Genomic DNA, 12,380 nt, shown 5'->3' with positions numbered 1-12,380 from the left:
AACCAGTCCGGTCGGGATGCGATGGAGGCAAGGCTGGTCAAACCCATACAGTCGAGAACACAATTAAAAACCATCTTACTCATGCACGTGTCATTTTTCGCCATTCCTCCATGACCTGGCCCCCTCGCGCCCTTCGTCGGCTGCGCCTCACGCTGGCGCAGCAACTCGTGCTTCTGGCGCTGCTGCCGGCCATGGTCGCCACCTTGGGCGCGATCGGGGTGCTGACCCGCCAGCACCTGGCCAACGTGACCGAGTTGATGCGCGCCAACGCGCAGACGGTCGCACTGCAGGTCGCCACGGTGGCCCAATCGCAGATTCAGCACATGGATCGTCGCGCGCTGCAACGCACGGCGCAGTCGGGCAGCCATCAGCCGCATGTGCAGCAAGTGCAGATCTGGTCTGAAGACGGGGAGATCGTCGCCAATTCGGAAAGCACGACCGGCAAGCGCGGCGAAGGGCTGCGCGTGATCGCGCCCATCATCGGGGACGACGGCAGGCACGCCGGCAAGGTGATGGTCGAGACGAGCCTCTCCGCCGTCGAGAGTGCCAGGCAAGCTGTGTGGATCAACGTGCTCCTGGTGCTTCTTGCAAGCCTGGTCGGCGTCGGACTGGCGGGCTGGTGGGCGGCGCGACGCATCAGCGCGCCGATTCGCGAACTCGGAGAAGCCGTCGATCGGCTCGGCGCGGGCGAAGAGGCTCAGGTGAAGGTCCAGGGCACGGCCGAGGTCCGTCGCCTGCAGGATGGTTTCAACCAGGCGGCACGCGCGCTGTCGGAGAGCCGCAGCCAGCTCGAGAGCCGGATCACCAACGCCACGGCCGAACTCGCGAGAAAGAACCAGCAGCTCGAAGTCGCGAGCCAGGCCAAGACGCGGCTGCTCGCAGCGGCCAGCCATGACCTGCGGCAACCTCTGCACGCGCTCACCCTGTTTTCAGACGGCTTGGCCAACGGCGAAACCGACCCGGCACGCCTGCAGCGCATCGGCCACATCCGCGAATGCGTCGAATCGCTCGACAGGCTCTTCACGGAACTGCTCAACCTGTCGCAACTCGATGCCGGCGTGCTGCAGCCGCAATGGGCGGACTTCGCGCTCGACACGCTCTTCGACGAGATCAGCCGCAACTTCCGGGCAGTGGCCGAGCAGCAGAACCTGCGGCTGGTCGTGCGCAAGACCGACGCATGGGTACGCTGCGACTATGTGATGCTGTCGCGCATCCTCAACAACCTGGTCTCGAATTCGCTTCGGCATACCGCCGAAGGCGGCGTGCTGATCGGTGCACGCCGGCGCGGCAAAGCCATCCGCATCGATGTCTGGGACACGGGCATCGGCATCGCGGCACACCATCAGGCAAGAGTGTTCGAGGAGTTCTATCAGGTCGACCCGAACGGCCGCCCCGGCAGCCGCGGCACGCGCGGCATGGGACTGGGCCTTGCCACTGTCCAGCGGCTGGCCGCCTTGCTGAACACACGGGTCACGCTCAACTCGCGCCCCGACGAGGGTACCTGCGTGCGCGTGATGGTGCGCGCGACCGAGCCGGTGATCCCGACCAGCCTGCCTGCTCCTTTGCTGGCCGGCGCGATCGCCGAGGACGAGGCGAGCCTGCAGAACATCCGCGTGCTGGTCATCGACGATGAGCGCACGATCATCGAAGGTCTGCAGGTCGTCCTCTCGAACTGGGGCGCCGAAGTGATGGCCGCCCAGACCCGCGCCGAAGCGCTGGCGCTCGCGAGCGCATGGACCGAACCGCCCGATGTGGTGATCAGCGATTTGCTCCTCCAAGGCGGCGACAACGGGCTGGACGTGCTGGCGGCGCTCGAACGGCATCCGAACGGCATCGGGCCGTCGACCGCGCGGCTGCTCGTCACCGGCGAAACCAAGCCTGACCGCTTGCGTGAAGTCGCGAGCGCCGGTGTGGCCGTGCTGTACAAGCCGGTCTCGCCCAAGCTGCTGCGCCAGGCGATCTGCGCCCAATTGGCAGCCGTGCGCGAAGTCGCCTGACGGCCTTGCTGAGTTGTGGCTGGGTTCGCCCTTACGCCGTCAGACATAGACCGCACCACGGCGAGGATGCGGCGTTGCCCTCTCACGATGCGAGCCCGCGCAGGCGACATAAGCCCTCTGCCTTATCGCGCGCAAAGAGCCGCATCCGTACATTGGGTCCCAAGACTCACTGCGAATGCAGCTTCATGCCTGCGAACCGTTTCCCCCCATTGCTCCAGAAGCGGAGCGCCATTGCGGCCATCTCCATCGCCACTGCCTTTGGCTGCGGTGCGGCGGCATGGAGCGTCGCGAGCGCGGCCGGGCTCACGGTCTTGATGGCGGACGACAGCGCGGCCCACAAGGACTTCGTCGTGCAATTGCGCGAGACCCAGGAGGCGGGTAGCCCGATCGACCTCGTTCAGGTGGCAGCCGGGATACCTGGTGTGGATCAGCCCCGCGCCCCGAGCCCGCGGAAGACAAGCGGCGGAAGCGGCCCCGCGGGCGCGGACATGCCGATCACCATGGCCGTCGGGATGATTGCCGCTCGTGTGGCGGTGGAGAGACCCGGGCAGGATCCGCTGGTGCTCGTGATGCTGAGCCGGCTCGACTACGAGATCCTGAAGATGACCCCGGCCCTGCGGAACCCCGATCGCCAGATCGGCGTGGTGCTTCGCGAGCCGGCCATGAGCGACCAGCTTGCATTGATCGCTGCCGTGCTGCCGAACAAGCGCCGGCTGGGTGTAGTGGCAACCGCCGAATCGGAGCCCGTGGTGCGCGAGATGGAGGCGGCCGCCCAAGGCTGGGACCTCCAGGTCGAATACGCCCCCGATGCGAAAGCGCTGGCTGCGGCGCTGCGGGTTCTGGTGCCGCACAGCGATGCCCTGCTCGTGCTGCCCGACATGATCGGCGACAACCAGGCTGCCACCCTCACGGTGCTGCGCGCCGGCGCGGGCGCGGGCCTTCCTGTCTTCGGCACGAACGACGGGCTCGTGCGTTCCGGCGGCCTGGCCGCTGCCGTGTCGACGCCGACGCAAATGGCGCGGCAGGCTCGCGCGATGGGCCAGAAACTGGCCGCGAACGGCGGTGCCGGTGTCATGGTCGAGCCGGCGGCGCCGGCCACGGTGCGCGTCAACACCACCGTGGCACGCGGGCTGGGCTTGCGGTTGCCTGATGAACGAGAACTCACGGAGCGGGTCACCGCAGTCCGATGAACGCCGCGCCTCCCCACCCATTGGCAGCCCCGGCTTCGGAGGTGCGCCTGAGCGATCCGCCCGCCGTGGAAAGTCGCGACCTGCAGGTCGAGGGAAGTCTTCAGCGCGACCTGTTCCGCCTCGGCGTGGTGCCGTGTGCGGCAGTGGCATTGGCGCTCACTGGCTGGTTCACGAACAGCCGGCTCGTCACACTCGAAGCCGCCTTCGACACCGAAGGGCAGTCGGTCGCGAAGCAGGTCGCGGCCATGTCCGACCTGAGCCTCTACGCGGGCGACGTGCCCGCGCTGCAGAACGTCGCCAATGCCGCATTGCGCGGTGGTCAGGCCACGCGCGTCGAGATCAGCAATGGCGCGGGCATCTTCGTCACCGCCGGTCCGAAGCCGGCTCCGCTGGGTCAGCTTCGCACGTTCACGGCGCCCATCAACTTGCGCGAAGCCTCACCGACCAGCGCCTTCGCACCGGCAGGCGCAACCGCCGCGGGCGACGCCCCGATCGGATTGGTCCAGACCTTCCGCGACACCACCGCCTATGCGCACGAACGCACCCGCTCGTTGATGGCGGGGATCGGCATTGCGATGATCGCGCTGCTGCTCGCCTGGGCGTGGGTGCGGCACACGGCCCGGGCCGTCGTGCAGCCGCTGCGCCGGATCTCTCGCACCGTCGCGGCGCTGGAGGCCGGCCGCTTCGATGCGCGATGCAATGTCGTGACGCTGGCGGCGGAAGATGACCGCGATGCGAGCGCCCGCACGCACCGCGCGCCGCATGAATTCGTCAACCTCGCGCACGACATCAACCGACTGGCGGAACGCCTTCAGCGCAACCGGCAACTGAGCGACGAGCAGGTGCGCGAAGCCACCGCCGTCGCATTGCAACGCATGGCCGAGGCGGAGCAGGCTGCGCTGTCGCGGGCGCGCTTTCTTGCTGCGGCAAGCCATGACCTGCGCCAGCCGCTGCATGCGATGGGCCTGTTCATCGATGGGCTGCTGCCCACGGCCAGCCCTGCCCAGCGGCCGGCCGTGCTTCGCCTGCAGGAGGCCACCGACTTCATGGGCGTGCTGCTGGACGATCTGCTGGAGATCTCGCGGCTCGATGCACAGGTGCTCACGCCAACAAACGCCAACGTCTCGTTGGCCGCCGTGTTCGATCAGCTCGACGCACAGCATGCCGCTCCCGCCAAGGCGGCGCGCGTGCGGCTGATGTGGAAGGACCGCGGTCTCGCCGTCCATACCGACCCTGCCTTGCTGCTGCGCATCGTGGGCAATCTGGTCAGCAACGCGGTTCGCCACACGCCGGCGGACGGCACGGTGCTCGTGGTCGCGCGGCGCAGGGGTCGCAGCGTGCGCATCGAGGTCCGCGACAACGGCGTCGGCATCGCACCCATCCACCAGGCCCGCATCTTCGAAGAGTTCTACCAGGTGGCGAACACCGAACGCGACCGCCGCCAGGGCTTCGGCCTGGGCTTGTCGATCTGCGCTCGGATTGCGCTGCTGCTCGGCACGCGCATCAGCGTGCGGTCGGCGCTTCAGGCCGGCAGCACCTTCGCGCTCGACCTCCCGATTGCCGATCCCCGGCGGGTGGCGCTGCCCAGACCAGAACCCGCCATTCCGGCGCCGCTGGCGGGCCTGCATTGCCTGGTGGTGGACGACGATCCCGCCATCCTCGACGCCAGCCGGACCCTGCTCGAACTCTGGGGCTGCCGTGTCGACTGCGCATCCACGCACAAGGAAGCACTCGCGCGGCTCGACCGATCGGATGCGCATTTCGACGTCGTGCTTTGCGACCTGCAACTGGCCGGCGATGAAGACGGCATGGAAGTGATCGAGGACACGCGCCGGCTTCAGCCCGATGCGCTGACGGTGCTGGTGTCGGGCGCGACCGGGCCCGAATCACTCCAGCGTTTGCGCCAGGACGGCGTGATGCTCCTGACCAAGCCGGTCGCGCCAGCGAAACTTCGGGCATTGCTGTCGACCCGCCGCACCGGCGCCCTGGCGTGCTGTTGACGCCACCATTCAGCGGCTCCATGGCTGCCTTGCGACTGCTCTACCATTGCCATTTTTGGCCGAGCGGACAGAGATGGAACCGATGCATTGGGAGTACATGGGTGCCTTGGGCGGCGTCATCGGTGTGGGCTGGCTGGTCGTGGTGCCGATGTATCGCGGATGGACGCACCTGAACGAGAAGATGACCGGCCGCGTCAAGCGCAGCATCCGGATGATGGCCGAGGTCGATGACGCATCCGCCCCGGGAGCTCAGGCCACCCCGGCCACCCGCGACGTTCAGGCCGGCGCCAGCGCGGTGCCAAGTGCGAAGCACACGGTGTCGGCTTCGACGGACAACGCATAACCCAGCCCTTCGGCCAGCGATTGCAGCGCAATGGCGTCGATGGCCAGCGCGCGGGGCGCGCGATGCGCATGAGCCAACGGATCGGCCGGCGCGGATTCACCGGGCCGGGCCGAGAAGCGCAGTGCATCCTCTCCGTCGGCCTCGACGTGGATCTCTCCGATATTGGGCACGCTGTCGTGCAAATAGCCCAACGCACCCAGGAACATGTAGCGCAGAGCCGCTCCGCCCGGAAAGCGCCTTTCGCCTTCCACCGGCGAAAGCCCGTCGGCGACCTGGATACGAATGCCGCGCAGCTCGAAAGCCACCCGCATGAGCGCCGTGCAACGCGCCACGAGATCGCCTCGGGTGATGCCCTCGTCATCGGTCGACAGCTCCCAGTCGCGCAAGGCGTGAACGCCGAGCGCGAGTGCCGCGACCTGTTCTTCGATCAAGCCCACCCGCTCGGTCCAGGCGGGGATGTCCGCTTCGCTCGGGGCCGACATCTGGCGTTTCAGCAGAAGCGCACTCATGCGAATCACGGATACCGGCGCGGCCATTTCGTGGCGAAGCGCGGGAAGCGCCCGCGTGAGCAATTCATGGCGCACTCCGGCGGCCATCCAGCTGCGAGCGCCTGGCGATGCCTTCATCCGCTGGCAGCGCCCGACTGGCGACGCCCATGGACCCGCCGGCCGTCAACGATCAGAGTGTTCATTCGAAATCTCCCCCGGAGCGAAAGCAGGCGAGTATGGGCCGGCAGGCGAGTTTCGGAATGTAGGACACGGTCTCTCGTGGGGCGTCGCTGGGCGCCCGGCCGACTCAGGCAGTCTGACCCGAAACGCCCGCTTCGATCCGGCCCAGTGCCCGGACAAGGTCAGGCAATGACCGGGCGCCCATTTTTTCCATTGCATTGGCACGGTGCAGCTTGACCGTGCGCTCCGCCGCGCCGAGCGCCATCCCGATGTCCTTGTTGGGAACGCCCGTCACGACCATGGCAGCCACCTGCCGCTCCCGTGGTGTGAGCGTGGCAAAGCGTGCCTTCAATGCGTCGACCTGCTTCAAGGCCTCGCGGCGCGAGATGTGATGGGCCACGGCGTTTCGCACTGCACCCACGAGCGCCTCGCCGTCCACCGGCTTGAGAAAGAAATCCCGCGCTCCGGCCTTCATGGCCTGAAGGGTGTCACGCGCGCTGGCCCTTGCTGTCACCACGACGACGGGAAGAGGCTCGGCGCTGCGCGTGATCACGTCCTGCAGGTCGAGCCAATCGGGTGCGGCCATGTGGAGGTCCAGGACAAGGCATGCCGCCTCGTCCCCAGTCTCCGTCGCTGTCTCGAGCAGTTCGCCGATCGAGCCATAGGCGCGAACGCGGTAACCGGCGACCTTCAGTTGATGGGATGCCGCATTCCGGAAAGCTTCGTCGGTGTCGACCACGCAGACGAGCGGCGTTTGCGTCTGCGTGGAAAGTTGATGGAAGGCGTCGTCCTTGGATGGCGTCATGAATGAATAAGCAGATGGCAGATGAATGCGGGAGCAATGCCGGATGTTCATCATACGAACGCGAATTACAGCGGGCTTTCAAAAGCGATGTAGCCGCAGACGCACAGTGTTTGTGGGATTCGGGCGCATTGACAGCCGCCCTGCGCCGGCGATGCTGTTTCTTGATCCGGTGCCTTCGCACCATGACAGGAAGGATTTCATGCAACCGCAAACGCAACCGCAACCGTCGCAACCGTCCAAGGCGCTCTGGGCGGCGATCTGCGTGTTGGCGATCGCCGTGGCGGCGCTCGGCGGCGCGCTGGTTCACAAGGAAGTGACCGGCAGCGCAACGGCAACAGCACCCACACCGGCCTCGACGGCCGTCGCCGCCGCACCGCCCGCCAAGACGCCGGACGATTTCCCCGGGCCGCCTCCGGTGCAGGCAGTCGCGCCTCCGCCACCTGCGGCCCCGGCACAGGCACCGGCACCGCCACCCGTCAGGGCCCCCGAGGTCATTCCGCCCAAGGTGGTGCAGGCCAATCCTGCGGGTGCCGCCTCTGGCTCCGCACCGGCGCCCGCACCGGTCAAGCCGTGCTCGGTTTGCGGGCATGTCGAGTCGGTTCGCAAGGTGGAACGCCAGCAACCCACATCGGGCGTCGGCGCCGTGGCCGGGGGCGTGGTGGGCGGCCTGGTCGGCAATCAGATCGGCAGCGGCAACGGCCGCACCGCGGCCACAGTGCTCGGCGCGGTCGGCGGGGGATTCGCGGGCAACTCGATCGAAAAGCACACGCACACGAAGACCGTCTATGACGTCAGCGTCCGCATGCAGGACGGATCGGTGCGCAGGGTGGAAACGAGCACGGCGCCGCCCATCGGCAAGGCCGTCACCCTGAAGGGAAACGTGCTGCGCCCGGCTGACGGCCGCAAGTGAACGACAGGCTCGCCCACTGGGCGATTTGGCGAGCCAGCCATGGCCCATCGTCCAACGGGAGATCGTGGCCGGCAGTGGGATGCAGGGCGATGGCGAGTCTCCATGCCCGCGCGAGTGCTCGCGAGCATTGCACGTTCACTAGCGCGTCGCATTGGCTCGCCAGCACCAGCAGCGGCACAGCCGGCGCCTCGGCAGGCGCACGATAGCGCGCAGCGGCAATCAACTGCCGCAATGCATTGGCAGCGTGCACGCGGCGGGCTTGGCGCAAGTCCGTCCATTCGTCGATGACCGCCGCTGGCTGCCGGGGGTGGCGCGTGGTCATGCGCAGGATCGTCTGCTCGCGCTGGCGATCGCCTCGCCCTGGCATCAACAGGCTTGCCAGCGCCCCATAGTTCGATGGCCGGAGGCGCTGGTACCAAGGGCTGAAAGGACGCACGCTGGTGTTGACGATCGCGCAAGCGGCCAGTTCGTCGGGGTACCGGCGCGCCCACTCGATCGCCACCATCGCACCGAGCGACATGGCGAGCAGGCAGACGGGCTCCTCGATTGCCAGCTTTCGCAACTCGCGGCGGCAGCTTTCCACCGTGTCCTCGATGCGGGCGGGGCTTCGTTCCCCATTCAGTCCGCCGTTGCCCGGCAGATCGATCGCGATGACGCGCGCCCCGGGCAAGGCATCGCGCAGCATCGCCGGAAAGGCTCCCCAATGCGCCGCTTCGCGTGTCAGTCCGCGCAGCAGCAGCCACGTGTTCATGTCGCGCCTTCCTTGCCGTACCACCGCGCCATCGCACGGCGCGTGTGTTCGATCCTGCGGGCGCCGGTGGGCACCCAGCGCTCGTGACTGCATGCCGCACGCACGAGGAATTCCAGCCATGCGACGTGACGGCGCAGCACGCGCTGCTGACGATGCGCGATCACCGGATTGAAGATGCCGTGACGCGAAAAAATCTGCCTCGGGTTCTTCTTGACCCACAGCCACGAGCCCATCTCCAGTGTCAGCGGAAGAAAGATTTCGGCCCTGTCGCAGGCGCGCAGATAGAGGTGATCCCACAGGTCGCCGTGCGTCAGGTATTGGCGGCTCTGCGGTTCCAGTACGTAGCGGTGATGAAGCAGCGAATCGTCCAGGATCTCGCAGAGCGCATGCATCTCCGCGAGATGCGCAATCGGCCGCGACGTGTGCGCGAAAGGAAACCAGATGCGGTCAGCCAGGCCGAAGCCCGAATGGCAATCCACCGCGATGCTGAACGGCCGGCCCAGCAGTTCGGCCTCGACGAGTTCGCACAGCGCGGCGCTCTCGCGCTCCATCGGCGCGCCCTCCGCGCCGCGATACCACGGCAACGCGGCACTGACGCGCTGGCCGCCGATGAGGAACGGCACGCGCTCGCGGGATTCCACCGGTGCGTTGCGCATCAGGTCGACGCCATTCGGATTCGCGCGCGTGCCAAGCCACAGCCCTCCCGGATTGACCAGGGGCACGAAGACCAGGCGCACCGACTCCAGTTGGCGATGAAGGGTGTCGTCCCATTGCAGGCGCATCACGAGACTGCGCAGACAGGCAATGGCGACTTCGGCGCCGATGCGCTCCAGGCCGTGCACGCCGCCGAAGAAGCCGACTGCCGGCGCGTCCGCGCGCGCACTGCCGAGCATGAAAGCCTCGACGGAGAATTGCCGTTGGCCCGCATCGACCTGGCAGAGCACGCGCCGGGTGATGTGCGCACCGGCGAGTTCAGCAAGCCTTTGCAGCTCCAGCAGTTCGGGCAGGTCTGTTGGCAGGTCCGTTGAAGTCACGCGCAGCGGGAAGAGTGGTGCGCGCAGGATAGCGGCCTGCCGCGACATCAATCCGTCACACGCACAGGCTAGGCTGGCGTGATCATGAGCCGTCTCTTCCAGCATTCATCCGGCCGCCAGGTGCGCGGCGTGGCGCTCGCCATCCTGTGGGGCACTGTCGAATGCGTCGCGCTGGCGCGGTCGCGCTGGTCGACCCGCTGGCGCACGCCGGCCGGCTAGGCCGGCACGCTGTCCACGTTGGCGCGGTCCCAGTGCCGGTGCTTCGCAATGGCGGCGACGAAGTCCTGCGCAATCTGCGTTGCGGCCGCGATGTCGCCGAGATTGGTCACCGGTGTTTCGGCGACGATGACGCCGGCGGGAAAGCTCTTCGCGCCGGGCTGCACGCCGAGCATCGACAGCAGCTTGACGCCGTCGCCCACTGTGCATATCGCCTTGCAGTGCTTGTAGGCCTCCAGCACGAAGTGCACCGCATCGCCGTTGCGCGACAACGCCTCGGCACCTTGAGCGCCGGCGGGCACGAGCACCGCGTCGAACATCACGGACGGCATGTTGACGAAGGTGGCGTCAACGTCGAGCTGCCGCTTGGACATGCTCGCGACCGTGCCAAGCTGCGGGCCGATCACCTTGCATTGGGCGCCCGCCTTCTCGATTGCTTCCCGGATGGGCTTGAGAGAGGCTGAATCGATGCCGTCCGCGACGAGGATCGCCACCTTGCGCGTCTTGACCGAGCCGTCGCCGGTGTCGACCATGCGAAGCGCGGGCGATTCGTCGATCGGCATCGAGATGCGGTGCTCGCGAAAGCCCGCGCGGCCGGCAGCCGCTTTTGCATCGGGCGCGGCAATGCCCAAAGGTTCGGCCACCCGGCGCGCCAGCTTCTCGTCGACGTGCGCGAGGTTGTCGACCATGCGCTGGCGAATCGCAGGCACGTCCACCTTCGACAACTCGAAACGAAAGCCGCCGATGATGTGCTCCTTCTCGGCCGCGCTCTGGCTGTTGAAAAAGAGGCGGGCCTGCGTGAAGTGGTCGTCGAACGAAGGGCTGCGCCTTCGCACCTTGGGCGACTCCAGCGCCTCGGGGTACGACTGGAAGCCGGCGCTCCCGCCATCGACGCGGTACTCCTTGCCATCGCCCAGCGAGTTCGGCTCGTAAGCCACCTGTCCGCGCGCGATGGTCTGGCGATGCATGCCGTCGCGCTGAAAGTTGTGGAAGGGGCACACGGCCTTGTTGATCGGCAGCTCATGAAAGTTCGCGCCGCCCAGCCGCGAGATCTGCGTGTCGGTGTACGAGAAAAGCCGCCCCTGCAGCAGCGGATCGCTCGTGAAGTCGATGCCCGGCACCACATGGCCGGGGTGGAAGGCCACCTGCTCGGTCTCGGCGAAGAAGTTGTCAGGATTGCGGTTGAGGACCATGCGCCCGATTCGCTGCACCGGCACCATCTCTTCGGGAATGAGCTTCGTCGGATCGAGCAGATCGAAACCGAAGGCATGCTCCTTGTCCTGCGGAATCATCTGCACGCCGAGTTCCCATTCAGGGAAGTCGCCGTTCTCGATCGCCTCCCAGAGGTCGCGGCGATGAAAGTCGGCGTCCTTGCCGGCGATCTTCTGCGCTTCGTCCCACGCCAGGCCATGAATGCCGAGCTTGGGTTTCCAGTGAAACTTCACAAAGTGGCTGTCGCCCCGCGCATTGACGAAGCGAAAGGTGTGCACGCCAAAGCCTTCCATCATGCGCAGGCTGCGCGGAATGGCACGGTCCGACATCGCCCACATCAGCATGTGCGTGGTCTCGGGCATGAGCGAGGCGAAATCCCAGAAGGTGTCGTGCGCGCTCGCCGCCTGCGGAATCTCGTTGTGCGGCTCGGGCTTGAGCGCATGGACGAGGTCGGGGAACTTGATCGCGTCCTGGACGAAGAACACGGGAATGTTGTTGCCGACGAAGTCGTAGTTTCCTTGCCGCGTGTAGAACTTGACGGCGAATCCACGCACGTCACGCACCGTGTCGGCCGATCCACGAGAGCCTGCGACGGTCGAGAAGCGCGCGAAGACGGGCGTCTTCACCGACGGGTCCTGCAGGAAGTCGGCGCTGGTGAATTGCGACATCGACTTGTAGACCTCGAAGTAGCCATGCGCCGCGGAGCCCCTGGCGTGCACCGCGCGTTCCGGAATGCGCTCGTGGTCGAAATGCGTGATCTTCTCGCGCAGGATGAAGTCTTCGAGCAGCGTCGGGCCGCGCGCACCGGCACGCAGCGAGTTGTGGTTGTCCGGAATCTGAACGCCCTGGTTCGTCGTGAGCGGCGTGGCGCTGCTGTCGACGGTGAAGGCTTCGAGTTGCTCCTGCTTCGCGCTATAGCCGTCGCTCTGCTTGAGGCGCCGGGCGGCGGCCTTGTTCTGTTGCGTCATCGGGAGATTCCTTCGGGGATAGCTGGCGGTGCTGACAGGGCAGTGCGCAGTGCGTGCCAATTCGCAAGCGTATGTGGCCCCCGTGCCGCAATCCGTAGTGGCCGCGCGCCGCAGCGTGTGGGAGTCTCCAGTGATTCACAGTAGGAGCGCACCGACGAAAGCGCGGGGCTGATGAGGCTGGCTGACGTTTGCCTACGCTTCTTGAGGCGCTCATTCCCTCACCGGCACCGGCGCGAAGAGCATAGGATGAGTCGCTCGCCACCCCATCCGGCCCAACCCGGCCCAA

General features: G+C 66.9%; 11 protein-coding genes. 6 read left to right on the top strand and 5 right to left on the bottom strand.

All coding sequences use genetic code 11. The features are described from left to right. The first annotated feature begins 110 nt into the window (after nt 1-110). The 4 genes from AC1DMA_RS26275 to AC1DMA_RS26260 all read left to right on the top strand — a co-directional run bounded on the left by AC1DMA_RS26275 (nt 111) and on the right by AC1DMA_RS26260 (nt 5,530). Entirely contained in the window at nt 111-1,997 is a 1,887-nt protein-coding gene (locus AC1DMA_RS26275; RefSeq protein ID WP_478145973.1) for an ATP-binding response regulator, read from the top strand. 185 nt (nt 1,998-2,182) lie between these two features. Further along, complete coding sequence (locus tag AC1DMA_RS26270; protein WP_478145972.1) at nt 2,183-3,187, top strand: ABC transporter substrate-binding protein; 1,005 nt, start codon at nt 2,183-2,185, stop codon at nt 3,185-3,187. Next, nucleotides 3,184-5,187: a hybrid sensor histidine kinase/response regulator gene (locus tag AC1DMA_RS26265; protein ID WP_478145971.1), complete on the top strand. Its 2,004-nt coding sequence runs from the start codon at nt 3,184-3,186 to the stop codon at nt 5,185-5,187. The genes AC1DMA_RS26270 and AC1DMA_RS26265 overlap by 4 nt, the downstream gene beginning before the upstream one ends. 73 nt (nt 5,188-5,260) lie before the next feature. Continuing rightward, on the top strand, nt 5,261-5,530 hold the full coding sequence (locus tag AC1DMA_RS26260; protein WP_478145970.1) for a hypothetical protein: 270 nt from the start codon (nt 5,261-5,263) through the stop codon (nt 5,528-5,530). Here the strand turns inward: AC1DMA_RS26260 and AC1DMA_RS26255 are convergent. Together AC1DMA_RS26255 and AC1DMA_RS26250 are read right to left on the bottom strand one after the other, a co-directional pair. Next, nucleotides 5,464-6,126, bottom strand: coding sequence for a hypothetical protein (locus AC1DMA_RS26255; protein ID WP_478145969.1), 663 nt, complete (start codon nt 6,124-6,126; stop codon nt 5,464-5,466). The genes AC1DMA_RS26260 and AC1DMA_RS26255 overlap by 67 nt on opposite strands. A gap of 199 nt (nt 6,127-6,325) precedes the next feature. Beyond that, nucleotides 6,326-7,003 carry a response regulator transcription factor gene (locus AC1DMA_RS26250; protein ID WP_478145968.1) on the bottom strand — a complete coding sequence of 226 codons (678 nt, stop codon included), beginning with the start codon at nt 7,001-7,003 and terminating at the stop codon, nt 6,326-6,328. 199 nt (nt 7,004-7,202) lie between these two features. On the opposite strand from AC1DMA_RS26250, the gene AC1DMA_RS26245 reads away from it, so the two are divergent. Then, entirely contained in the window at nt 7,203-7,913 is a 711-nt protein-coding gene (locus AC1DMA_RS26245) for a glycine zipper 2TM domain-containing protein (RefSeq protein ID WP_478145967.1), read from the top strand. Here AC1DMA_RS26245 and AC1DMA_RS26240 read toward each other — a convergent pair. Together AC1DMA_RS26240 and AC1DMA_RS26235 are read right to left on the bottom strand one after the other, a co-directional pair. Further along, nucleotides 7,867-8,664: an alpha/beta fold hydrolase gene (locus AC1DMA_RS26240; protein WP_478145966.1), complete on the bottom strand. Its 798-nt coding sequence runs from the start codon at nt 8,662-8,664 to the stop codon at nt 7,867-7,869. The two genes, AC1DMA_RS26245 and AC1DMA_RS26240, sit on opposite strands and share 47 nt — an antisense overlap. Next, the gene (locus AC1DMA_RS26235; protein ID WP_478145965.1) at nt 8,661-9,746 is read right to left on the bottom strand and encodes a M14 family zinc carboxypeptidase; all 1,086 of its coding nucleotides are present in this window, start codon (nt 9,744-9,746) and stop codon (nt 8,661-8,663) included. The genes AC1DMA_RS26240 and AC1DMA_RS26235 overlap by 4 nt, the downstream gene beginning before the upstream one ends. A 36-nt stretch (nt 9,747-9,782) precedes the next feature. Here AC1DMA_RS26235 and AC1DMA_RS26230 point away from each other — a divergent pair, with 36 nt between their 5' ends. Then, on the top strand, nt 9,783-9,917 hold the full coding sequence (locus AC1DMA_RS26230; RefSeq protein WP_478145964.1) for a hypothetical protein: 135 nt from the start codon (nt 9,783-9,785) through the stop codon (nt 9,915-9,917). Here AC1DMA_RS26230 and katE read toward each other — a convergent pair. Next, nucleotides 9,914-12,094, bottom strand: coding sequence for a catalase HPII (gene katE, locus AC1DMA_RS26225; RefSeq protein WP_478145963.1), 2,181 nt, complete (start codon nt 12,092-12,094; stop codon nt 9,914-9,916). The two genes, AC1DMA_RS26230 and katE, sit on opposite strands and share 4 nt — an antisense overlap. Between the last annotated feature and the right edge of the window lie 286 nt (nt 12,095-12,380).

This window comes from Variovorax sp. 05N34 (genome assembly GCF_056397405.1).
Note: the sequence above shows the minus strand (reverse complement) of the source record. Positions and strands in the feature narration are given on the sequence as shown.

Bases quoted from the DNA above. Each gene is read 5' to 3' on its own strand.
- AC1DMA_RS26230 (WP_478145964.1), top strand. From the start codon at position 9,783: ATGAGCCGTCTCTTCCAGCATTCATCCGGCCGCCAGGTGCGCGGCGTG.
- AC1DMA_RS26265 (WP_478145971.1), top strand. From the start codon at position 3,184: ATGAACGCCGCGCCTCCCCACCCATTGGCAGCCCCGGCTTCGGAGGTG.
- AC1DMA_RS26240 (WP_478145966.1), bottom strand. From the start codon at position 8,664: ATGAACACGTGGCTGCTGCTGCGCGGACTGACACGCGAAGCGGCGCAT.
- AC1DMA_RS26270 (WP_478145972.1), top strand. From the start codon at position 2,183: ATGCCTGCGAACCGTTTCCCCCCATTGCTCCAGAAGCGGAGCGCCATT.
- katE (WP_478145963.1), bottom strand. From the start codon at position 12,094: ATGACGCAACAGAACAAGGCCGCCGCCCGGCGCCTCAAGCAGAGCGAC.
- AC1DMA_RS26245 (WP_478145967.1), top strand. From the start codon at position 7,203: ATGCAACCGCAAACGCAACCGCAACCGTCGCAACCGTCCAAGGCGCTC.
- AC1DMA_RS26260 (WP_478145970.1), top strand. From the start codon at position 5,261: ATGGAACCGATGCATTGGGAGTACATGGGTGCCTTGGGCGGCGTCATC.
- AC1DMA_RS26235 (WP_478145965.1), bottom strand. From the start codon at position 9,746: ATGTCGCGGCAGGCCGCTATCCTGCGCGCACCACTCTTCCCGCTGCGC.
- AC1DMA_RS26255 (WP_478145969.1), bottom strand. From the start codon at position 6,126: ATGGCCGCCGGAGTGCGCCATGAATTGCTCACGCGGGCGCTTCCCGCG.
- AC1DMA_RS26250 (WP_478145968.1), bottom strand. From the start codon at position 7,003: ATGACGCCATCCAAGGACGACGCCTTCCATCAACTTTCCACGCAGACG.
- AC1DMA_RS26275 (WP_478145973.1), top strand. From the start codon at position 111: ATGACCTGGCCCCCTCGCGCCCTTCGTCGGCTGCGCCTCACGCTGGCG.